The organism is Nocardioides bruguierae (assembly GCF_023554635.1).
Classification (GTDB): Bacteria; Actinomycetota; Actinomycetes; order Propionibacteriales; family Nocardioidaceae; genus Nocardioides; species Nocardioides bruguierae.
Genome location: NZ_JAMJPH010000026.1, coordinates 15562 through 37352, shown reverse-complemented (window position 1 = coordinate 37352; position 21791 = coordinate 15562). Strand labels below are relative to the sequence as shown.

Annotated in this window: 16 protein-coding genes; 7 read left to right on the top strand and 9 right to left on the bottom strand. The window is 76.6% G+C overall.

Annotated features, from left to right (window positions below):
• Positions 1 to 23: 23 nt before the first annotated feature.
• On the top strand, positions 24 to 1280 hold the full coding sequence (locus M8316_RS14815; RefSeq protein ID WP_250055793.1) for a RimK family alpha-L-glutamate ligase: 1257 nt from the start codon (positions 24 to 26) through the stop codon (positions 1278 to 1280).
• A 42-nt stretch (positions 1281 to 1322) separates the two neighbouring features.
• Here the strand turns inward: M8316_RS14815 and M8316_RS14810 are convergent, their stop codons facing one another.
• From M8316_RS14810 to M8316_RS14800, 3 genes are all read right to left on the bottom strand, one after another.
• A complete protein-coding gene (locus tag M8316_RS14810) occupies positions 1323 to 1814 on the bottom strand; it encodes a hypothetical protein (RefSeq protein WP_250055791.1) in 492 nt (163 codons plus the stop codon).
• A gap of 371 nt (positions 1815 to 2185) precedes the next feature.
• A complete protein-coding gene (locus M8316_RS14805; RefSeq protein WP_250055789.1) occupies positions 2186 to 2608 on the bottom strand; it encodes a hypothetical protein in 423 nt (140 codons plus the stop codon).
• A gap of 166 nt (positions 2609 to 2774) precedes the next feature.
• The gene (locus M8316_RS14800; RefSeq protein ID WP_250055788.1) at positions 2775 to 3203 is read right to left on the bottom strand and encodes a pyridoxamine 5'-phosphate oxidase family protein; all 429 of its coding nucleotides are present in this window, start codon (positions 3201 to 3203) and stop codon (positions 2775 to 2777) included.
• A gap of 183 nt (positions 3204 to 3386) precedes the next feature.
• On the opposite strand from M8316_RS14800, the gene M8316_RS14795 reads away from it, so the two are divergent.
• Positions 3387 to 4631, top strand: coding sequence for a patatin-like phospholipase family protein (locus tag M8316_RS14795; RefSeq protein ID WP_250055786.1), 1245 nt, complete (start codon positions 3387 to 3389; stop codon positions 4629 to 4631).
• A gap of 46 nt (positions 4632 to 4677) precedes the next feature.
• Here the strand turns inward: M8316_RS14795 and M8316_RS14790 are convergent, their stop codons facing one another.
• The 5 genes from M8316_RS14790 to M8316_RS14770 form a co-directional block, all read right to left on the bottom strand.
• Positions 4678 to 7917 (bottom strand): SCO7613 C-terminal domain-containing membrane protein, encoded by a 3240-nt coding sequence (locus tag M8316_RS14790; RefSeq protein ID WP_250055784.1) that lies wholly within the window; start codon positions 7915 to 7917, stop codon positions 4678 to 4680.
• Positions 7918 to 8534: 617 nt separating this feature from the next.
• Complete coding sequence (locus M8316_RS14785) at positions 8535 to 9374, bottom strand: ABC transporter permease (RefSeq protein WP_250055782.1); 840 nt, start codon at positions 9372 to 9374, stop codon at positions 8535 to 8537.
• Positions 9371 to 10351: an ATP-binding cassette domain-containing protein gene (locus M8316_RS14780; protein WP_250055781.1), complete on the bottom strand. Its 981-nt coding sequence runs from the start codon at positions 10349 to 10351 to the stop codon at positions 9371 to 9373. Before M8316_RS14780 ends, M8316_RS14785 begins: the two co-directional genes overlap by 4 nt.
• Before the next feature lie 111 nt (positions 10352 to 10462).
• Positions 10463 to 10999 (bottom strand): hypothetical protein, encoded by a 537-nt coding sequence (locus M8316_RS14775; protein ID WP_250055779.1) that lies wholly within the window; start codon positions 10997 to 10999, stop codon positions 10463 to 10465.
• 86 nt (positions 11000 to 11085) lie between these two features.
• A complete protein-coding gene (locus M8316_RS14770) occupies positions 11086 to 12048 on the bottom strand; it encodes a sigma factor-like helix-turn-helix DNA-binding protein (protein WP_250055777.1) in 963 nt (320 codons plus the stop codon).
• 99 nt (positions 12049 to 12147) lie between these two features.
• On the opposite strand from M8316_RS14770, the gene M8316_RS14765 reads away from it, so the two are divergent.
• Positions 12148 to 12663 (top strand): mycothiol transferase, encoded by a 516-nt coding sequence (locus M8316_RS14765; RefSeq protein ID WP_250055775.1) that lies wholly within the window; start codon positions 12148 to 12150, stop codon positions 12661 to 12663.
• A 16-nt stretch (positions 12664 to 12679) separates the two neighbouring features.
• Here the strand turns inward: M8316_RS14765 and M8316_RS14760 are convergent, their stop codons facing one another.
• On the bottom strand, positions 12680 to 13960 hold the full coding sequence (locus tag M8316_RS14760; RefSeq protein ID WP_250055773.1) for an MFS transporter: 1281 nt from the start codon (positions 13958 to 13960) through the stop codon (positions 12680 to 12682).
• A 262-nt stretch (positions 13961 to 14222) separates the two neighbouring features.
• Here M8316_RS14760 and M8316_RS14755 point away from each other — a divergent pair, with 262 nt between their 5' ends.
• Genes M8316_RS14755 through M8316_RS14740 form a run of 4 tightly spaced genes read left to right on the top strand, consistent with a single transcriptional unit; the run spans position 14223 to position 21740 of the window.
• Entirely contained in the window at positions 14223 to 15233 is a 1011-nt protein-coding gene (locus M8316_RS14755; RefSeq protein WP_250055771.1) for an ABC transporter ATP-binding protein, read from the top strand.
• Positions 15230 to 16201 (top strand): ABC transporter ATP-binding protein, encoded by a 972-nt coding sequence (locus M8316_RS14750; RefSeq protein ID WP_250055769.1) that lies wholly within the window; start codon positions 15230 to 15232, stop codon positions 16199 to 16201. The genes M8316_RS14755 and M8316_RS14750 overlap by 4 nt, the downstream gene beginning before the upstream one ends.
• Positions 16198 to 18651, top strand: coding sequence for a hypothetical protein (locus M8316_RS14745; RefSeq protein WP_250055767.1), 2454 nt, complete (start codon positions 16198 to 16200; stop codon positions 18649 to 18651). Before M8316_RS14750 ends, M8316_RS14745 begins: the two co-directional genes overlap by 4 nt.
• Complete coding sequence (locus M8316_RS14740) at positions 18651 to 21740, top strand: FtsX-like permease family protein (RefSeq protein WP_250055765.1); 3090 nt, start codon at positions 18651 to 18653, stop codon at positions 21738 to 21740. Before M8316_RS14745 ends, M8316_RS14740 begins: the two co-directional genes overlap by 1 nt.
• Positions 21741 to 21791 lie beyond the last annotated feature (51 nt).

Genomic DNA, 21791 nt, shown 5'->3' with positions numbered 1-21791 from the left:
AGGCCATCCATCGGGGGATCCCTTTGAAGCTCGCCATCCTGTCCCGTGCCCCGCGCTCGTACAGCACGCAGCGCCTGCGCACCGCCGCCGCGGACCGGGGGCACACGGTCAAGGTGCTCAACACGCTGCGCTTCGGCATCGACCTGGCCGGCGACGAGCCCGACCTCCAGTTCCGCGGCAAGCCGCTCTCCACCTACGACGCGATCCTGCCGCGCATCGGCAACTCGGTGACCTACTTCGGCACCGCGGTCGTGCGGCAGTTCGAGCAGATGGACGTCTACACGCCCAACACGTCGTGGGGCATCGCGAACAGCCGCGACAAGCTGCGTGCGACCCAGATCCTCTCCCGGCACCAGATCGGCATGCCGGCCACCACGTTCGTGCGCGACCGCGCCGACGTGATCCCCGCGATCGAGCGGGTCGGCGGCGCCCCGGTCGTGATCAAGCTGCTCGAGGGCACCCAGGGCATCGGCGTCATCCTGGCGCCGGAGCTGAAGGTCGCCGAGGCGATCATCGAGACGCTCCAGTCGACCCGCCAGAACGTGCTGATCCAGCGGTTCGTGAAGGAGTCCAAGGGTCGCGACATCCGCGCCCTCGTCGTCGGCGACCGTGTCGTGGCCGCGATGCGGCGCGTGGCCCAGGGCGACGAGTTCCGCTCCAACGTCCACCGCGGCGGCTCGGTGGAGGCCGTGACGCTGGACCCCGAGTTCGAGAAGGTGGCCGTGCGCGCGGCCCAGATCATGGGCCTGCGCGTCGCCGGTGTCGACATGCTCGAGGGCAACGACGGCCCGCTGGTGATGGAGGTCAACTCCTCCCCGGGCCTGGAGGGCATCGAGCGCGCCACCAACCTCGACGTGGCCGGCGCGATCATCGACTACATCGACAACCAGGTCGCCTTCCCCGAGATCGACGTGCGCCAGCGCCTCACGGTCTCCACCGGCTACGGCGTCGCGGAGATCCAGGTCGGCGAGGCGTCCGACCTCGTGGGCAAGAGCCTCGGCGACTCCGGCCTGCGCGAGCGCGACATCACCGCGCTCACGCTGCACCAGGGCACCCAGGTGATCCCGAACCCGCACGCGGGTCACGTGCTGGAGGCCGGCGACCGGCTGCTCTGCTTCGGCAAGCTCGAGGAGATGCGGTCGATGATCCCGACGCGTCGCAAGCGCCGCACCAAGCTCAAGAAGCTGCCCGAGCAGCCCATCCACGACGTCGCCGACGCGCCGGCGCACCCCTCGCAGGGCTCGACGCCGGTCTACGGCGGGGACGCCGGGGGCAGCTGAGCCTCGCGCCAGGCGGCCCAGCCGCTCAGCTCGCGCCTGCGCTCAGCCCACGCGGCGCAGGCGGACGGGGGCGGGCAGCAGTCGGGCGAGCGCCGGGGGCGTGTCGTCGCCCGGCGCGTCCTGCCTCCGTTCCGTCCGGTCCACCCCGGGCGCCCGGTCCTCGTCCCGGGAGCCCAGCGCGAGCGAGTCGACGCCGCGCACCCGGGAGACCTGGAGGGCGACCGGTGCACCGCTGGCCGGCACGTCGCCCCAGCGCCCTCGCTCGGTCTCACCGGCCGGCCTCAGCCGGCCCTCGGCGACGACGAGCCAGCCGGAGACGGGCCCCGACCAGCTGACCTCGAGCCTGGCGGGCTCGCCCCGCTCGGCGGCCTGTCTCAGTCGGGCCTCGCACGAGCGGACGGCGACCAGGCCGGCGTCGACGACGGCGAAGCCGACCACGCAGGAGCCGGACGCGCCGAGGCTGAGGCGGGCGTAGGAGTGCTCACGCAGCGTCGTCCAGCACTGCGCGGTGGTGAAGGTGTGGCACGTGGTCACGGGCCCTCCGGGGAAGCGAGGGTGGGTGGGGGGTGCCGTCGACGGTTCCGAGGTCGAGTCGTGCCTGGGCCGTGCTCGCGGGTGGGGGGGAACCGGTGCGACGGATGCTGCTGAGACACCAGCCTAGGTATCTGAACAGGCTCTTCACACCAATCGAGGGGGATCCGTCGGGACCTTCGGCCCTCCGCACGTGACCCAGGTCCCAGGACCTTGGTCATTCGCGCAGGTAAAGGACGACGTAATCGTGTGCGTGCCGCGTCGCACGCTGTCCGGGGCGTCCTGGCGGTGGTCCAGCCGGGTGCGGGCACCGGTCCGGACCGGTCGGGCCCCGACGACCCCGGGGCGGGCCAGGACGGGCGTCCGGGGCGGGGTCAGGAGGCGGGCCGCAGGACCTCGTGGCCCCGCTGGGCGAGCAGCGCCTCGCAGCCGCCCACCGCGTCCACGTGCAGGGTCACGACCGGGCCGCGGCTGGGCACGTCGTCGCTCCAGCGACCGGTCTCCTCGGGCTGCAGCTCGCGCAGCACCCCGCTGACCAGCACCGTCCACGACGAGGAGCGGCCGGCGCCGCTGAGCTCGAGGGTGACGCGGGCACCGAGACGGGCGCCGTCGGCCAGGTCGGGGTCCGGGCAGCGCACGGCGAGCACGCCGGGCGCGAGCGGGACGTACCCGACCGGGACGACCGCCGTGCCGGTGCCGGTGGTGCCGGGCAGCGTCGTCAGCCCGTGGTCGTGCTCGAGCAGCACGGCCCAGCACTGGGCGTCGTCGAGCTGGTGGCAGGCGTGGGTGGAGCGCATGGCGGGCCTCCAGGGGGAGAGGCGTCGGCCGGTGGGCGGAGCCCGTCGGCGTCAGTGGGGAAGGGTGGTGACGCAGACGTTATCGACGCACCAGGCCCCTGCGCCGGGGCCGATGGTCCCGGGACCGTGGGACCGGAGGACACCCGTTCGCGCAGGTGACGGGTGCTCAGGCGCTCGGGACCCGGCCCTTGGTGAGGAAGACCTCACGGCCGGTGACGACCGCGGGCTCGATCTCGATGACGTCCCACTTGGGGGAGGGCACCCAGGGCACCTGCTCCAGCTCGGCGTACTGCTCGGCACGCGCCTCGCCGACGATGTGCGCCCGGCCGCGCAGGAGGACGGACCAGCCCAGCTCCTCGCCCCAGCCGTCGATCTCCAGCGCGACCTCGTACTCCAGGGCGGCGGAGAGCAGCTTGTTGCCGGCGTCCGTGCGGATCGCCGGCCGTGAGTCGACGACCACGTAGTTGACCGGCACGACGTGGATCTCGTCGACGAGCCGGTAGCCGAGCCGGCCGATCTCCTGGGACCGCAGTCGCGCCCAGCACTCCTCCTCGCTGAGCGGGGCGACGGGGTTGTCGATCGAGACGCTGCTCATGATGGCCTCCGTGGGCTCTGGTCCTGGTGGTAGTGGTCGTGCTTCGACGCTAGGACGACCCGGTCCCGGCTGTCAGGGGAGGCGTCCCCCCTGGACCGGGACCTCTGCCCGGGCCCGCCCGGGCCGTCCGGCCCCTGCCCTCGGGTGAGGCCGCCCGCGGCCGCCGCGCCCTAGCGTCGGGGCGTGCCCACGAAGCCCGCGACCGACCCCGCGCAGCGCACGGTCGCCCTCGTCCTCGACGCCGGCGGAGCGCGCTCGGCCTACCAGGTCGGGGCCCTCGAGGTGCTGCTCCCCGAGCTCGAGCGGCGCGACCTGAGGCCCACCGTGCTCATCGGCACCAGCGCGGGTGCCCTGCTCAGTGCAGCGCTCGCCGGCGTCGCCCACCTGCCGGCCGACGAGCAGGCCCGCGGCCTGCGCGCCGTGCTGGAGGGCGCGGTGAAGAAGAACGTGATGCGACCGATCTGGCGCCAGGCCCCCGAGGTCCTGCTGCGCTACGCCTCCGAGACCGTGGGGCTCAGCGGCTTCCGGCTGCGCGGCTTCCTGGGCACCCAGCCGCTGGCCCGCACCCTCGGCCGCTCCATCGACTGGGATCGGGTCCACGAGAACGTCGAGAGCGGGCTCGTCTCGGCGCTCGCGGTCACGGCCACGGCCGTCCGCACCGGACGGGTCACCCTCTTCGCCCAGACCGCGCCCGCCGCGGTCGGCGGCCCGGAGGCGCTCCCCGCCCTGGACGAGGCGCACAACCGGGCGTACGTGCCGGCCCGGCTGGGCGTCGAGCACCTGCTCGCCTCGTCCGCGATCCCCGTCCTGTTCCCCTCGGTGCGGGTGCGCGAGCCGGCCGAGGCCGAGGGCTGGTACGTCGACGGCGCCACCCGCCGCCGCAACCCGCTCGTCCCGGTCCTGGAGCTCGGGGCGGACGCCGTGGTGGCCGTGGGCACCGGGAGCATGCGCCCGCCGGCGGCCGACACCGACGCCGACCAGCGCCCCGTGGACCTCGGCGACGGCGGGGCGACGCTGCTCGGCGCCGTCATGGACGACCCGCTGCGCCAGGACGTCCGCCGCGTGCGCGAGACGAACGCGATGCTGGCGGACGAGGAGGTCGCGACCGCGCTCGCCGGCTACCGGGAGCGTCAGGGGCTGGCGCCGCTGCGCCCGCTGCCGCACGTCGCCCTCGCGCCCGAGCGGGGCGACGAGCTGGCCGACGTGGCGATGGAGGTCTACCGCGCCAACCACGGCTCCCTGCGCGGGACCGCCGCCGACCCCGACCTTCAGATGGTGCACCGGCTGCTCGGCAGCGACTCCCCGCTCCAGGGGGAGCTGCTCTCCTACCTGCTCTTCGACACCGACTTCTTCGACGCCGCCGCGGCCCTGGGCAAGCGCGACGCCGAGGCCTGGGTCGCGGAGCACCCCGACCTCTGGGCCCTCTGACGGGCCCTCTGAGCCGGGTGGTGCCCCTCGTGGCCCCGGCGCGGCGTCAGCGCAGCCTGCCCACGTAGGCGGCCGCGCGGCGCACGTCGGCCAGCCGCGCCTCCCAGGTCAGCGCCACGGCCCCGAGCACCAGGCCGGCGAGCACGAACGGCACCCACCGGGGCCCGGCGGTGAGCCAGGGCGTCGCCTCGCGCCCGAGCAGGACGAGGCCCACCACCGCCCCGGCCAGCACGGGTTGGGACAGCCGCAGTCGGACCCCGACGAGCACCAGCGCCAGGCAGGCCAGGCCCAGCAGCAGGGGGCGGGTGCTGAGCGGCTCCCGGAGGCTGAGCCACAGGCTGGGCAGCAGGGCCAGCCACAGCCCGGCGGTGAGGGCCCGGCGGGCCGAGACCGCCGGGTCGCGGAGCAGGAGCCAGGCGCCGTGCAGGAGCAGCCCGGCGGCCAGCGGCAGCGTGTACGCCTCCGGTGTCCGCACGCCCGAGCGGTGCAGGAGCAGCCAGGTGCCCACCGTGACCAGCGCCGAGGCCACCCAGCCGGCCCAGCGGCGGGTCGGCTGTGCGGCGGCGTGACCGGCCACCACCGCACCGCCCGCGACCAGCTGGAGGGCGAGCGCGGCACGCGGCTCGGCGGCCACGCTCACGGTCATGAGGGCCCCGACCGGGACGGACGCGGCGACGACGACCTCGAGGAAGGGAGCGGGCTCACGGCGCCGCACCGCGGCCACCACCACCAGGAGTGCGGCCCCGAGCAGCAGCACCGGTCCGCTCACCCGGAGACCGGGGCCGCCGGGCAGCGTCACGAGCACCGGCACGGCGGTCGCGGCCGCGGCCCAGGCGCCGGCAGCGAGGACGTCCGCGAGGAGTCGGGGCTCGCCCGGCTCGCTGCGGGTCGCGAGGAGGTGCGCGGCGAGCGCCGCGGCGGCCAGGAGCACCAGGGTCACGGCGGCCAGGCCGTGGGACGGCAGCGACCCGAGGGCCGCCAGCACGACGACTCCGGCGGCCGTCGCCCCGGTGAGCGGCGTGACCCGTCTCAGGGGCAGCGCGAGCAGGAGACCGGCGGCGAGCACCGCCAGGAGCAGGACGGGCAGCCACCGCGGCACGCCGCCACCGAGGAGCGCGCCGGCGCCGAGCACCAGCGCGGCCCAGGCGAGCGCGCGGCGCGTCCCGGTGCGGGCCCGCTCACCGAGCGGCCCCGACGCGCGCAGGAGGGGGAACCACGGGAGGAGGGCGAGGGCGGCCGCGACGAGGGGGACCGGTGCCGTGGCCTGCGCCGCCGCCGTGGCGAACCCCCCGACCTCCTCGGTGGCCGGCCGGGTCAGCCACTCCTGGCCGAGCAGGTCCACGAGCCCGACGAGCAGGTTCGCCAGCGTGACCAGCGACGCGAGGAGGACGACCACGCTCGCCGCCCCGCGCTGCCCGACCGGCGGTGGCGCGGACGCGTCCAGCGCGGTGCCGGCGCCGCCGACGACCGCGGCCGCGGCGGCCGCCAGGAGGGCACCGACCATCGGGTCGGCCCGGCCGTCGAGGGCGGTGCCGAGGGCGGCCCCGGTCAGCGCCGGGACGGCAGCCGCGCCGACGACCAGGGGCACCGGCAGGTCGCGCAGCACCGCGGCCACGCCGACCACGACGAGCCCGGCGCCCAGGACGCCCAGGGCGACGAGCAGCGCGTCGCCGGCCCGACCCTCCACAGCAGTGCGCTCGGACAGCGGTGCGACCACCCGCGCCAGGGCCTGCGTGCCCACCACCGCCTCGAGCAGCAGCGCCGCGAGCAGCGTGCCTCGCAGCCCGGCGCGCGTGACGCCGAGGGCGGCGGCCAGGGCGTCCCCGGGCAGGAGGAGCAGGGTGACCAGCGCCAGGGCGACCAGGGCCACGAGGCTCGCCCCGGCCGAGGGCGAGCCCAGACCGACGCCGACGAGGGCGCAGACCAGCGCCGCGCCGGTGGCCGGCAGCACCCGTGCGGGGCCCGCCGGGAGACGGACGGCCAGCACCGTGCCCAGCAGCGCCCAGGCCACCACCACGACGACCAGGTCGGTGCCGATCAGCAGCAGCCACGCGGTGCCGGTGGCGGCGAGGACCCAGCCGGTGGCGCGCAGGGTGCGGGGTGCGGCGCGCTCGGGTCGGCGGGGCAGGGCGAGCCGGACGAGCACGGGCACGAGCACGAGCGGGACGAGGAGCAACGCCGCGACCAGCCAGGCCAGGTCGGCCAGGTCCGCGCCCCGGCCGTCGGTGGCGGGGTCGAGGCTGACCAGTGCCGAGGACTCCCAGGGGGTCGGCAGCGCCGTGAACCAGACGGCCGGCAGCGCCACCAGGCCCACCAGCACCAGGGCGGCACCGCCGCCGACACCCAGGCCGAGCCCGCGGCCGGCACGGCGCCACGGGTCGCGGGCCGGTGAGGGAGCCAGTGAGGCGAGCACCGCCAGCACCACCGCGACCACGGTGGCCACGAGCACGGTGGCCTCGGGCCGCGCGGTGAGGGCGGGCCCGGCGAGGGCCAGCACCCCGAGTGCCAGTGCCACGAGGGCGGACGCCGCGCGACCCCACTCGCGCAGCTGCCCGGTGCCAGCGCTGGTGGACCGGCTCGACGCGAGGGGCACCAGGAGCGCCCAGCCGAGCCCGGCGAGGAGCAGGCGGGCGACGATGCCGGGGTACCAGTCGCCGTCGTCCACGAGGGCCACGAGGGCCTCGGTCAGCAGCGCGGCCGAGGCCGGCGCCGCCCCGACGACGAGCACGACGGCCGTCACCACGAGTCTCGCCCGCAGCGCCTCCCGGCCCAGCAGTGTCAGGGCCGGCACGGCCAGCGCGAGCACCCAGAGGGCGGCAGTGAGGACGGCGGTGTCGTCGGCGCCGGCGCGGCTGCGGGCGCCTCCGGCCGCGATCGCGAGCCCGAACGCCGCCAGCACGGTGCCGAGCCCCAGCATCACCTGCGAGGTGACCAGCGGCGGCAGGGGCGGCCGTGGCCGCTCCACGGACCCGGCCCTGCGCTGGAGCAGGAGCAGGAGCGCCGGGACGACGGCGAGCGCCGCCCCGACCAGGGCAGTCACGAGCCCCGGGTCCGGGTCCGCACCCAGCCACCCGGCCGCCCGGGCCCCGAACGCGTCCAGCCCGGCGAGGCCGGCCGCCACGAGCGCGGCCGACTCCGCCGCACCCCGCAGCCGCGCCCGCACCGCCAGGTGCGCGCCCGTGGCGGCGAGCGCGGTGACGAGCAGGAGCAGCGCCGTCTGGGCGCCCACCCCGAGGCGCGTCCAGGTGACCGCCATGAAGATCGCGGCGCCCAGCAGCAGGCTCACCACGGCCAGGGTGAACAGCAGCCGCGGGACGGTGGCCCCGGTGAGCCCGGTCCGGGGTGGAGCGGCCGCAGGGGCCGCAGGGGCCGCAGACGGGGGAGGGGTCGCCACGTCCGTGGCGGCGACCGGGGTCGGCCGGGGCAGTGGCGGGGACCAGGCCGCGGGGTCCGTCGGAGCAGCAGGGGACGCTGCTGCGGCGGCCGCTGCGGCCGCAGCCTCGGCGCGGCGGTCGCGCTCGGCCCGCATCCGGTCGAGGGCCGCGTCGGCCCGCCCGAGCGCGTCGAGCAGTGTCGTGGCGTCAGTGGTGTCCAGCGGCAGCGCGCAGACGGGGCACTGCCGGGGCGCGGGGCCGAGCCGAGCGCCGCAGTCCGGGCACCGGGACGGGTCGGAGAGTCGTCGGTGGCCGCCGCCGGTCGAGGCTCTCCCCGACCGTCCGGTCGGAGGTGCTGTCGGGTCCGTGGTCACGACCTGCCTCCTCGGCTCCGGCGGCACACGCCGCGTGGACCTCCATCATCGCGCAGCGCGGCCCCGCGCGCGGGACCTTCTCCACAGGCCCGGGGCACCGACCCGGCCCCGGCCGGAGCGGCACCGGGGCCGGGCAGGGGCAGGTCGTGGCCGGGTCAGCGGGACGTCGCGCGGCGGTACCGGTTGACCGAGAGCGGCACGAAGACCACGAGGATCAGCACCACCCACAGCAGCGTGTAGAGCGCCGGGTGCTGCATCGACCAGGCGTCCGGGGCCGAGGCCGGGCTGGTGTTGCCGAACAGCTCGCGGCTGGCCTGCGTCAGCGCGGAGACGGGGTTCCAGAGCACGAACTGGCGCAGCACGCCGCTGAAGGACTCCAGCGGCACGAACGCGTTGGAGACGAACGTCAGCGGCATGATCACGATGAAGCTGGCGTTGTTGATCACCTCGACGCTGGGCACCAGCAGGCCGACGTAGGCCATCACCCAGCTCACCGCGTAGGCGAACAGCAGGAGCAGCCCGAAGCCGGCCAGCATGTCGAGCACGCCCTCGCGCACGCGCCACCCGATGAGCAGCCCCGTGAGCGCCATGATGATCAGGCTCAGCACGTTGTAGACGACGTCGGAGGTGGTGCGGCCGACGAGCACCGCCGAGGGCGACATCGGCAGCGACCGGAAACGGTCGATGATGCCCTTCTGCATGTCCTCGGCCAGGCCGGCGCCGGTGAACGTGGCGCCGAAGACCACGGTCTGGGCGAAGATGCCGCCGATCAGGAACTCGCGGTAGTTGCTGCCGTCGCCGGGGTCGATCGCGCCGCCGAAGACGAACGCGAAGAGCAGCACGAACATGATCGGGCTGATCAGCACGAAGACGAGCACCTCGGGCACCCGCTTGATCTTGACCAGGTTGCGCTGGGCCACGACCCAGCCGTCCTCCAGCGCCCCCAGCGGGCCGCGGCCGGCGCGGGCGAGGGACGCCTTCTCGGTGGTGCTCATCGGGTGGCCTCCGCGGTCTCGTCGCTGGTGTCGGTCTCGGCCGCGTGGCCGGTGAGGGTGAGGAAGACGTCGTCCAGCGTGGGGCGGCGCAGCCCCACGTCGAGGACCTCCACGCCCGGTAGCTCCTGGACGCCGGTGAGCACCCGCTGGAGGGCGAGGACGCCGCCCTCCACGGCGGCCGTCAGCTCGCGGCCGTTCTCCTCGACGCCGACCTCGCCGACCGCCACGGTGGCCAGCACCGACCGGACGGCCTCGGCGTGCGACCCGTCGGCGAGCACGATCTCGACCCGTTCGCCACCGGTGCGGGCCTTGAGCTCGTCGGCGGTGCCGCGGGCGATCTCGCGGCCGTGGTCGATGACGACGATGTCGTCGGCGAGCCGGTCGGCCTCCTCCAGGTACTGCGTGGTGAGCAGCAGCGTGGCGCCCCCGGCCACGAGGTCGCGGATGACGTCCCACATCTGCAGCCGCGAGCGCGGGTCCAGCCCGGTGGTCGGCTCGTCGAGGACGAGCACCGGCGGCGAGGCCACGAGCGCCCCGGCCAGGTCGAGGCGACGACGCATGCCGCCGGAGTAGGTCTTCGACGGTCGCCCGCCGGCGTCCGTGAGGTCGAACCGCTCGAGCAGCTCCTGGGCGCGCTCGCGCGAGCGCTGACGCCCCAGGCCGTAGAGCCGCCCGACCATCACGAGGTTCTCGAACCCGGTCAGGTGCTCGTCGACGGCGGCGTACTGGCCGGAGAGGCCGATCCGCGAGCGGACGAGGTCGGGGTCGGCGAGCACGTCGGCGCCGGCGACCGTGGCGGTGCCCGAGTCCGGGCGCAGGAGGGTGGTCAGGCAGCGCACCGAGGTGGTCTTGCCTGCCCCGTTGGGGCCCAGGAGCGCGAGGACGGTGCCCTCGGGCACGTCCAGGTCGAGGCCGGAGAGGGCCTCGACGTCCTTGAAGCGCTTGGTGAGCCCGCGGGCGGAGATCATGGCGGTCATGGGCACCTCGCGTGGTGAGCGGGGAAGGATTCGCGACCGGACGCCCCGGCCACGCTCGGCACCCTAGGCACGCCCTCCGACAGCGGCTACACAGATTTCTCCCGCCGCAGGTCAGGCGATGCCGCGCTCGGCCTGCTCGGCGTCGATCTTCTTCTTGGCGCGGCTGACGCCCGGCACCTTCTCCAGCACCTCGTTGAGCTCGCGCGCGACGCCGAGGAGGTCGTGCACGTCGGGCGCGACGGTGCCCAGCGTGCTCAGCACCGGCAGCACCTCGCTCTCCATCTTGTCGGCCACCTCGGGCAGCTGGTCGACGAGCTTCACCAGGGCGGCCACCTCGTCGGGAGAGGTGGTGTCGGCCAGCTCGCGGGCGATGGGCACCAACCGGTCCAGCACGGGGCCGAGCTCGGTCAGCCGCGGCTCCAGGGAGTCGACCAGCGCCTCGATGCGGGCGACCTGACCGGCGGCGCCGGCGAGCAGGTCCTCGCCGCTGCGGCGGGTCGTCTCGATCCGGGCGATCAGCTCCTCGGCGGCCAGCCTGGTGGACTCGATCCGGTCCAGCAGGCCCTCGACGGTCGGCACGAGACCGACCACGCGGGGCAGCAGGTCGAGCAGCTGGGAGACGGGGTCGAGGGGGTTGGGCAGGCGCACCGGCCCAGGCTCCCAGCGGGCGCGCCGGGTCGGTTCACCCCGCCGTCCTGCGGACCCCTGTGGGGCGGAGCCGGGTGGGAGGCGGGTCAGGAGAGGTCGGTGACGGCCAGGACGTCGGGGTCGGCGAGCACGTCCACCTCGCGCACCCGCCCCGCGGCGTCCAGGGCCAGGCCGACGACCGCGCGCACGCCCCCCTCGTCCCGGCGGACGACGGCGGGGTAGCCGTCCAGCCGCGCGGCCACCGCGTCGGCGAGCAGCGGGGCGAGGGCGGCGGCCACGGCGGCGGGGCCGCTCAGGTAGGCGGCGTCGAGCAGCCCGGTCAGCGGTCCGTCCGGGTCGGCGGCGGCCGGGTCGGCGCGCAGCACGACCGCCGGGGAGAGCAGCGGCTCCAGCCCCGCGGGGGCGGCCAGGGCGGCGGTCACCACGGCGTCCAGGGCGAGGTCCTCGGCCCGGTCGGCCGCGTCCCGGTCGAGCCGCTCGATGCCGGCGTCGGCGGCCCGGCGCAGCTCGGCGAGCCGGCGGCGCGCGCGGTCGGCCAGCTGGCGGCACGCCATGGGCGTGCGACCCAGCACGCCCGCCACGTCCTCGAAGTGGTCGCCGAAGAGGTCGTGGAGGACGAACGCGACCCGCTCGGCCGGCCGCAGGTGCGCGAGCAGCTCGCGGGCGGACGCGGTGAGGGTGAGCGCGTGGGGCCGGGCGGCCGCCGGGTCGTCGGGGACGTCGAGGTAGAGGTCCGCGAGGTCCTCGGGGCCGACCAGCGCGGCCGGCTCCAGCGAGGCGTCGGCGGCGCGGCGCCCCGGCGAGCGCTCCAGCAGCAGCCGCAGGCAGGCCCGAGCGACCTCGGTGCGTGCCCAGGTGGCGAGGTCGAAGACCTCGGCCGGGTCGGCGTCGGCGGCGCGGCGGCCGACCTCGGTGACCACCGGCTCCGCCTCGGTGCGCGTGCCCAGCAGCCGCACGGCCACCCGGAGCAGGGGCTCGTGCAGCCCCTCGAGGGGCTCGGGGTGCTGGTCGGGGTGCTGCTCGGACGGGTGCTCGGGCGTCGCTGCCATCACCCCTCCATGCTGCCAGCCGGGCCGTCCCGGCACGCCCGAGGGGACCCCCGCCGCGCGCAGCCGAGGGGGTGAACGGGGCGGGCTAGCGTCGGTGGCATGACCCCGAGCGACCTGCTGACCGACGCCTTCTCCCGCTCCCTGGAGTCGGTGACCGCCGCGGTCGAGGGCCTCACCGACGACCAGCTCGCGTGGCAGCCGTCCCCGGGGGCGAACTCGATCGCGTGGCTGGTCTGGCACCTGACCCGCGTCCAGGACGACCACGTCGCGGACGTGGCGGGCACGCCGCAGGTGTGGGAGGCCCAGGGCTTCGCCGACCGGCTGCTGCCCGGCTTCGGGGCCGGCGTCGAGCGCGCGGACACCGGGTTCGGCCACACGGCCGAGCAGGTGGCCGCCGTCCGGGCCTCGGCCGCGGACCTGCTGGCCTACCTGTCCGCCGTCACCGAGGCCACCACGGCCTTCCTGGCGACGCTCTCGCCGGCCGACCTGGACGCCGTCGTCGACACCCGGTGGGACCCGCCGGTGACCCTCGGGGTGCGGCTGGTCAGCGTCGTGGACGACGACGCCCAGCACGCCGGCCAGGCCGGCTACCTGCGCGGCCTGCTCGACGCGTGAGGGGCCGGGCGGCCGCTCAGCCCGTGCGCGTGACCCGGTAGCGCACGAAGGACGGCACCAGCAGCGCGGCCACGACGATCCCGACCACCACGAGCACGCCACCGCCGGCGGCGGCCGCCGCGGCCCCGACGGAGGCGGCCGCGATGCCGTGCGCGGTGTCGGCCACGCGCGGCCCGCCCGCGACCACGACGATGAAGACGCCCTGGAGCCGGCCGCGGACGGAGTCCTCCGCCGCGCTCTGGAGCATCGAGGTCCGGAAGGCGGCCGAGGCCATGTCGGCGGCCCCGCCGACCACGAGCATCAGCAGGGCGACCAGCAGCGCCACGTGCGAGCCGGCGCCGGTGGCGGCCCACACCGCGAGGCCGAAGCCGATCATCGAGGCGCCCCAGACGGCGATGCAGACGAGCACCGCGAGGCCCTGCCGCTCCACCCGGGACACCCATCCGCTGAACACGCCGCCCAGCACGGCGCCGGCGGGGATGGCCGCGAACAGCAGCGCGAAGACGATCCCGCCCTCGTCCGGGCCGCCGAAGTCGACGTGCGCGATCTCGGGGAACAGCGCGCGCGGCATGCCGAAGACCATCGCGACCAGGTCGACCACGAAGGACATCAGCAGCACCGGCTGGTGGCGCAGGTAGGCGAACCCGTCCACCACCGCCCGGATGCCGGGGGCCTGCGCGGCCCCGCCCTCCACGGCCAGGGACGGCAGCCGCAGCACCGCCCACAGGGTGGCGAAGAGGAAGACGGTGTCGACGGCGTAGAGCCAGGCGAACCCGGTGAAGGGGATGAGGACGCCGGCGACCAGCGGCCCCGCGATCGCGCCGGCCTGCATCACCGTCATGTTGAGCGAGTTCGCCGCGGGCAGCTGCTCGGCCGGCAGCAGCCGGGGGAGGATCGCGCTGCGCGTGGGCTGGTTGACCGCGAAGAACGCCTGCTGCACCGCGAACAGGCTCAGCAGCAGCCACACGTTGGTGGAGCCGGCGAACGCCTGGGCGGCGAACAGTCCGCTGGTGACGATGAGCCCCACCGTGGTGACCCGCAGGATCGCGCGCCGGTCGAAGACGTCGGCCAGGGCGCCGCCGTAGAGGCCGAAGACCACCAGCGGCACCAGCCCGAACACGCCGGTCAGGCCCACGTAGGCGGACGAGCCGGTGTCGGCGTAGATCTGCGCGGGCACCGCCACGATCGTCAGCTGGGCGCCCACGACGGTGACGATGTTGGCCGTCCACAGCCGCCGGAAGTGCGGCTCGGCCAGCGGGCGGGTGTCGGCCAGCGCGGCGCGGAGACGGGTGCTCACCGCCGCACTGTGCCACTGCAGGTGGTGGACCTCGGCATCCGTCCTGCGGGCCGTCGCGCGGCTGCGGCACGGGTCACTCCCAGCGCCGCCGGAGCAGCGGGACGGGGCGGCCGGGCGCACCGGTGGAGACCGCGCGCCGAGGTCACGGAAGGAGCACGACCCCGCACAGGGGCTTCGGCAGGGTCGGCAGGACGGTCTACGGTGGCCGGGCCCGGGTGCCGGACCATCGCCGCCGTCACCCCCAGAGCCAGAGGAGCTTTCCGTGCCCCCTGCCGGCGGACCCGCCCAGGACCTGCTGCGTCACGACGACGCGTCGCGCCGCAGCACGGCCGGCGAGCACCCCGGTGGCCTCGGCGTGCGCTGCTCCGGCGTCGTCCACCTCTACCGCACCTTCGAGGGCCACGACGTCGTCGCGCTCTCCGGCGTCGACCTGGTGATCCGGCCGGGCGAGCGGGTCGCGTTCCTCGGCCCCTCGGGCTCGGGCAAGTCGACGCTGCTCACCCTGCTCGGCGGCATCCAGAAGCCCAGCGCCGGGCGGATCTTCCTCGGCGAGCACGAGATCTCGCGGATGCCCGAGCCCGAGCTCGCGGCGCTGCGCTCGCGCCGGGTCTCCACCATGCTGCAGGGCGCCACCCGCAACCTGCTGCCCTACGCCACGGCGCGGCAGAACGTCGGCTTCGCGCGGCTCGCGCTGACCCGGGCCGAGCGCAAGGAGGCGGTGCCCGAGCGCGAGCTGCTCGCGCGCGTGGGGCTGGAGGAGGTGGCGGACCAGGTGGTCACCACGCTCTCCGGCGGCCAGCGGCAGCGGCTCGCGCTGGCCTGCGCGGTGGCCTGCGGCCCGCAGCTGCTCCTCGCCGACGAGCCGACCAGCCAGCTCAGCCACGCCGACCGCGACGCCGTGGTCGCGCTCCTGCACGACCTCGGCGACGAGCTCGGCACCACCGTCGTCGTGGTCACCCACGCCCCCGAGGTCGCCGACACGTTCCCCCGCACCGTCACGATGAAGGGCGGCCGCGTCGGTTCCGAGGGCCACGCGGGCGCCGAGTACGTGGTGGTCGGCGCCGAGGGCGTCGTCCACCTGCCCACGCACCTGGCCGAGGAGTGGCCCGCCGGCACGCTGGTGCGGATCGAGCCGGAGGACGTGGACCGGCTCGTCGTCTCCCGCGGGGCGGGCGACCAGGACCAGGGCCCGGACCGTGGACGAGGCCCGGACGCCGGCGGGGCCGGTGGCGGGATCTCGGAGACGCTCCAGAACGACCGGAGGCACCCGTGAGCACCACCGAGCCCACCACCCCCGAGCAGAAGAACGCCGAGCAGGAGACCGAGGGCGCCTCCGGCAGCCCGCTGGCCGAGCAGCCCGTCGCGGCCCCGGCCGACCTGGTCGTCACCGGCGTGACCCACGACGCCGGCCGCCGCACGCTGCTCGCCGACGTCGAGGTCCGCTTCCCGGCCGGGTCCATGACCGCCCTCTCCGGGCCCAGCGGCTCGGGCAAGACCACGCTGCTCTCCGTGGCCGGCGGGCTGCTGCGTCCCACCGCCGGCTCCGCCACCCACGGCGCCGAGCCCACCTGGACGGGCACCGGCGACCCGCGTCCGGACGTGGCCTTCGTGCTCCAGGTCTACGGCCTGGTGCCCGTGCTCTCGGCGGCCGAGAACGTCTCCGTGGCGCTGCGCGCCCGCGGGGTGGCGCCGGAGGCGGCGGACGAGCAGGCCCTGGCCGCGCTGGCCCGGTTCGGCATCGCCGACCTGGGTGCCCGGCAGGTCGAGGAGCTCTCCGGCGGGCAGATGCAGCGCGTCGCCCTGGCCCGCGGGCTCGCGGTCGGTGCCGCGGTCCTGCTGGCCGACGAGCCCACCAGCGAGCTGGACGAGACCAACCGCGGCCACGTGCTCGCCGAGCTGCGCCGCGAGGCCGACCGGGGCGCGGTCGTCGTGGTCGCCACGCACGACCCGGCCGTGGTCGAGGCCTGCGACGGCCACGTCGCGCTGGACGACGGACGGGTGGTGCTCGACGAGGCAGCCGAGGCGCCCCAGGACCGCCCCACCCAGGACACCTCCGCGACGGACACCCCCGCGACGGACACCCCCGCGACGGACACCTCCGCGACCGACACGGACGAGGCCGGCTCCGGTGAGGTCCCGCCCGTCGAGGACGCACCGGCCCCCGAGGCACCGGCCGCCGCTGCGGAGCCGGAGACCGAGGACGACCACGCCGCGTTCCGCCGTCCGCCGGGAGCACCGTGACCCGCACGCTGCGCGGCGTGTGGTCCCGCCGGGGGACCCTGCTGCCGCTGCTCGGCCTCACGGTGGTGGTCGTGGCCGGGGTCGTCTCCGTGCTCGGCGTCGCCGGCGCCACCGGCACCTCCCGCGCGCTCGCGCTGCCCCTGCTCGTGCTGGGCGCGGTCGCCCTGCCCACCACCGGCCGCGAGCTGGCCGTGGCGCGGCGCGGCGAGATCGCCCTGGCCCGCCTCCGCGGCCACGAGGGCGCCCCGTTGGTGGCGCTGCTGAGCGCCGAGCCGCTGCTGGTGCTCCTGCTGGGCGGTGCGCTGGGCGTCGTCGCCGGGCTCGGGGTCGCGCTGGTGGCCGTGCCCGCGTGGACGAGCGAGCCGGCCTCCGTCGTCCTCACCGCCCGGGTGCTCGTCGGGGCGCTGGTCGCGGCCGTGGTCGTGCTGCTGGCCGGCCTGGTCGCGGTGGGTGTCGGCATGGTCTCCGCGCTGCGCGAGCCGCTGGCCGACCAGGTCGGCGGACGCCCGCGGCACGCCGCCGCCGGTGCGGCCGCCGCCTTCGGGCAGGTGCTCGTCGTGGTCGCGGGGGCGCTCGCCTGCTACCGGGCCGTGGTCGCCGGCCAGGACGGCACGGGCAGCGGCAGCGGGACGGGCGAGCCCGACCTGGTGGTCCTGGCCGGCCCGGCGCTGGTCGGGCTCGCGGTCGGTGGCCTCGTCCTCGTGCTCCTGCGCGCCGGCGCCCGTGCGCTGGTCCGCCGCCGCGACGCCGGCCTGGCGGGCTACGTCGCCACCCGCCGCCTGGCCCGCACCGCCGACGCGGCCGCGGCCGTCCGCGTGCTGGTGGCCGCCGCGGTCGTCGCGGGCCTGGCCGTGAGCGCCGCGTCCGACGTGGACGGCTGGGTGGAGGACACCGCCCGCCTCGAGGCCGGCGGGCCGGTCGTGGTGCGCGCGAGCGACGACGTGGACCTGGACGCCGCCGCGCTGCTCGCGCTCACCCGCAGGCTGGACCCCGCCGGCACCTCCCTGCTGCCCGTCGTCACCGTGCCCGGCACCGGGTCGGCCCCCGCGCGCCGGGTGTACTGGGACAGCGCCCGCGCCGGCGCCGTGCTCGGCGACTTCTACGACTCCACCCCGGCCGCCGGCGTCGCCGCCCTCGGCGACGTGCTCGGCGGCAGCGAGTCCACCACGCTCGTGCAGGGCACCCGGCTCGCCGCCACCGTCTCCGGCGTGAGCGCCCGCAGCCGCGGCCGGGTGCGGCCCGAGGTCGTCGTGGAGCTGGCGCGCCCCGACGGGCGCGGCCTCACCGTGATGCTGGCCGGACGGCTGCCGAGGAGCGGCGAGCCGCTGACCCTGACCCAGCGGGTGGCCTGCACCGACGGCTGCACCCTCACCTCGGTCACCCTGGCCCGCCCCGACGGCACCTCCACGCTCCCGTGGCTCCTGCGCGACCTGCGGGTCACGGCCCCGGGTGCCGCGGACGAGGACGAGCAGGCCGGCGACCTCCTCGCCACGCGCCTGGGCGCCTCGACGACGGGCATCACCTTCGAGCGCGGCGGCGTGCTGCGCCGCCCCGACCACGTGGAGGAGGGCGAGGTGCACGCCCCGCCGACCGTCACCTCGGACGGCCTGCTGGCCACCGCGACGCGCGACCCGCTGACCGCGGTGCCGCTCACCGCCGAGGGTGCTGTGCCCGTCGCCGCCACCGACACCGCCCTGGCCTCCACCAGCGGCCTCACCTCGACGCAGGTCGAGGACGGGGAGACCTTCGGCGACGACCCGGTGGCCGAGTCCCCGGGAGGCGACGACCTGGACGCGGTGGTCGTCGCCTCCGCGCCGGCCCTCCCGCTGGTCGGTGCCGATGGTCTCCTGATGGACCTCCCTCGCGCCCTCGAGGGCGCCTCGCCGACGGTGCCGCTGGCCCAGCTGAGCGTGGTGGCGGCGGCCGGCACCTCCGACGACCTGCTCACGCAGGTGGCCGACGCGCTGGGTGCCCAGCCGCGCACCTTGGCCGACGTCCGGGCCGACGTGGAGGCCGGTACCGGCGCCGTGCAGGCACGCGTCTACCTGCTCATCGCCGCCTTCTGCCTGCTCGCCGCCGTGCTGGTGCTCACCACCGCGGTCGTGCGCGAGCGGCGCGGGTGGGTGCGGGACGTGGCGGCCCTGCGCGTCGCGGGCGTCCCGATCGCCACGCTGCGCGGCTCGGTGCGGCGCGAGGTCGCGGGCCTGCTCGTCCTGGGGGCCGCCGGCGCGGCCCTGGGCACCGCGCTCTCGGCGGCCCTGCTGTTGCCCTCCCTCGGCCTCGTCCGGGTGCCGGACCACGGGCTCGCCCTCGAGCCGGGGGTGACCACCGGCCCGCTCGTCGTCCTCGCCGCCGTCGTGGCCGTGGTGGTCGTCGCGGTCGTCGGCCGCGGCCGCTCCGTCGGGACGGTCTCCACGCGGCCGGGCCTGCTCCGCGAGGAGGCCCGCTGATGGCCCGCCTGCCCGTCCAGGCCGGCACGCTCTGGCGCGGTCTGCGCTCGCGCGGCCTGCTCTCCCTGGGCACCGTGCTGCTGACCGCGGTCGCCGTGGCCTCCGCGGTGCTCGGCCCGGCCTTCGCCGGCGCCGTCACCTCCTCCTACCTCGTGCGCAGCCTCGCCGAGGCGGCCACCCCGCTCACCGGCCTGACCTGGCAGCTCAGCCCAGGCGGGGACGCGGGCACCGATCCCGTCCAGGCGCAGGCCGCGGCCGCCGACGCCGCGCAGGCGCTGATCGAGGACGCCGGCGCGGACGCCGCCTACGCCGCCCCGCGCACCAGCCTCGTCAGCGGCCCGTTCGAGGCCCTCGGCGGCGAGGTGACGCTCCTGGCGGCCGCCGACGCCTGCGACCACCTGCAGGTGACCGGCGACTGCCCCGCCGACAGCGACGAGGTGCTCCTGCTGGCCGGCGACGCCACCCGCACGGGGCTGGAGATCGGCGACCGCGTGCGCCTGCCCGGGTACGCGGGCGAGGTGCGGGTCGTCGGCACCTACGCGGCCCCCGGCGCGGACGAGGCTGACTTCTGGTTCGACGTCTCCCGGTTCTCCTCCGCCCCGCCGACCGAGATGGGCGCCGCCCCGCAGCCCTACCGACCCGCCCCCTTCGTCACGGTGCCGGCCGCGTTCGACCGGCTCGGCTGGCTGGGCCACCCCTGGACCGTCCGGGTCGACGCGCGGCTCAACCCGCCCGCCGACCTCACCGTCGACGACCTGCCCGCGATCGAGGCGGTCTCCGAGGGCCACGGGTCGGACGACAGCGTCACCGGCGTCGCGGTCGCCGCCGGCACGCTCACCCCGACCGGCATCAACGACGTCGCCACGGTCATCGCCGACATCACCGACGAGCAGGGGACGGCCGCGGCCTCGATCGCCCCGGCCGTCCTCTCCCTCGTGCTCGTCGCGCTCGCGCTGCTGCTGCGACTGCTGACCGCCGCGGCCGACCTGCGCACCCCGGAGATGGCCCTGGCCACCCTGCGCGGCCTCCCGCGCCGCGGCCTGTGGCGCCTGGGCCTGGCCGAGCCGCTCACGCTGCTCGGCCTGGCGGTGCCGATCGGCGTCGCGCTGGGTGTCGCGACCACGGTCGCGCTCCAGCGCGCCTGGCTGGTGCCCGGGCTGCCGCTGCGCGTGCCGGTGTCCTCCGTGGCCGCCGGGCTGGCCGTGGTCGTGGGCTCCGTGGCCGTGGCCGCGCTGGCGGTGCGGCTCGTGCTGCGCACCGGCCTCGACGAGCAGCTGGCCGGGGTGCGCCGCCCCGGCGCGAGCCGACGCTCGGCCGTGCTCGCGCAGCTGGTGCTCGTCGCGCTCGCGGTGGCCGCCGTCGTCAGCCGGCTCACCTCCGGGAGCTCGGACCCCGACCTGGTCGACCTGGTGCTGCCCGTGCTGCTCGCGTCCGTGGCGGGCCTCGCCGCCAGCCGGCTGACGCAGGTGCTGGCGCGCTGGGTGACCCGCCGTCGTCCGCACGGGCGCTCGGTGGCCGGCTGGGTCGCGGCCCGCACCCTGAGCCGCCGGCGCGAGGGCACGCTGGTGATCCTGCCGCTCACCGCGGCCGTCGCGATCGGCGTGTTCGGCGCGGGCGTGGACCAGAGCGCGGCCGAGTGGCGCGCCAGCGTCGCCGCCACCCGCGCTCCGGCCGACCAGGTGTGGACCTCCCAGCTGGGCCTGGAGGAGACGGTCGCGCTCACGCGTCGGCTCGACCCCGACGGCGAGTGGCTCATGGCGGCCGGTGCCTTCTACACGACCTCGGAGTCCTACGCCGTGCTCGACACCGACCGGCTGGCCGCCGTGGGCCGGTGGCCGGACTCCTGGACCCCCGGCACCGACGCCGAGGAGGTCAGCGACCTGCTGCGCCCGCCCGGCGAGATCCCCGAGGTCGCTGGCACCAGCCTCGGCGTGGACGTCACCAACGACCTGACCTCCGAGGAGCCCGTCGTGGTGCGCCTCGACCTCGTCTCCGACGGCGGCGACGGCCACACGGTGTACTCCCTGCCGCTGCCCACGGGCGAGACGACCCGCCTCGACCTCGACCTGGAGGGCTGCGCCCGAGGCTGCCGCCTCGAGGGCGTCACCATCGGCACCACGGTGGCCCGCCCCACCCGGCTCACCGGGAGCCTCACGCTCAGCGGCCTCACCGCCGACGGCGAGCCGGTCGCGGACTGGCTGGGACCGGCCGACTGGGGTGTCTCCGCCGATGCCTCCAGCCCCGAGGTCGTCGAGGGCGTGGAGGTCACCGACGACGCCCTCACCGTCGACGTCGACACCGGCGAGGACACGGCCATCGTGCAGCTCTCCACCGGCGGCCTGGGCGCCGCGCTGCCCGTGGTCGCGGGCGTCGACGCCCCCGCCATGGGGGACGACGCGCAGGCCATCCGCACCCGCGGGGACATCTACTCCACCGGCGTGCTCGAGGCGAGCTCGGTGCCGTTGCTGGGCCCCGTCGGCCGGCTGGTCGACGTCGACACCCTCACCCTCGACCGGTCGCTCTACGACCAGGGCACCCAGACCTACGTGCTCGCCCGCGACGGCCTGCCCGCGCCGCTGCGTCGGGCGCTGCTGCGCGCCGGCGTCACCGAGGACACCACCTACGCCGAGGTGAAGGCCGGCCTCGACTCGACGCCGTACGCGCTGGCGCTGCGGCTCTACGCCGTGGTCGCGCTGCTCGTGCTGGTCATGGCCCTCGCCTCGCTGGCCGTCTCCACCGCCGTGCAGCTACCGGCCCGGCGGCGGGACGCGGCAGCGCTGCGCGTCGTCGGCGTGCCGCGCCGCGCCGTGGCGCGGGCGGTCCTGCTCGAGCTGGGCGTCGTGCTCGGCGGCACCGCGGTGGCCGGCCTGCTCGCCGGCACGCTCGCCCAGGTCGTGGTGCTGCGGACCCTCGTCCTCGGCTACGTCGACACCCTCTCCACGCCGGCCCTGACCAGCGGGGTCGACGTCGTCCGGCTCGTGCTGCTCGCCGTCGTGGCGGCCGTCGTCCTGGGTGTCGTCGCCGGCACCAGCGCGGTGCTCACCGTCCGCGGTGCGCGGGGTGCGGTGCTCCGCGAGGACGGGAGGTAGCCCGGAGAACGCACTGATCCCCAGAGGCACAGGAGGTGTACCTCTGGGGAT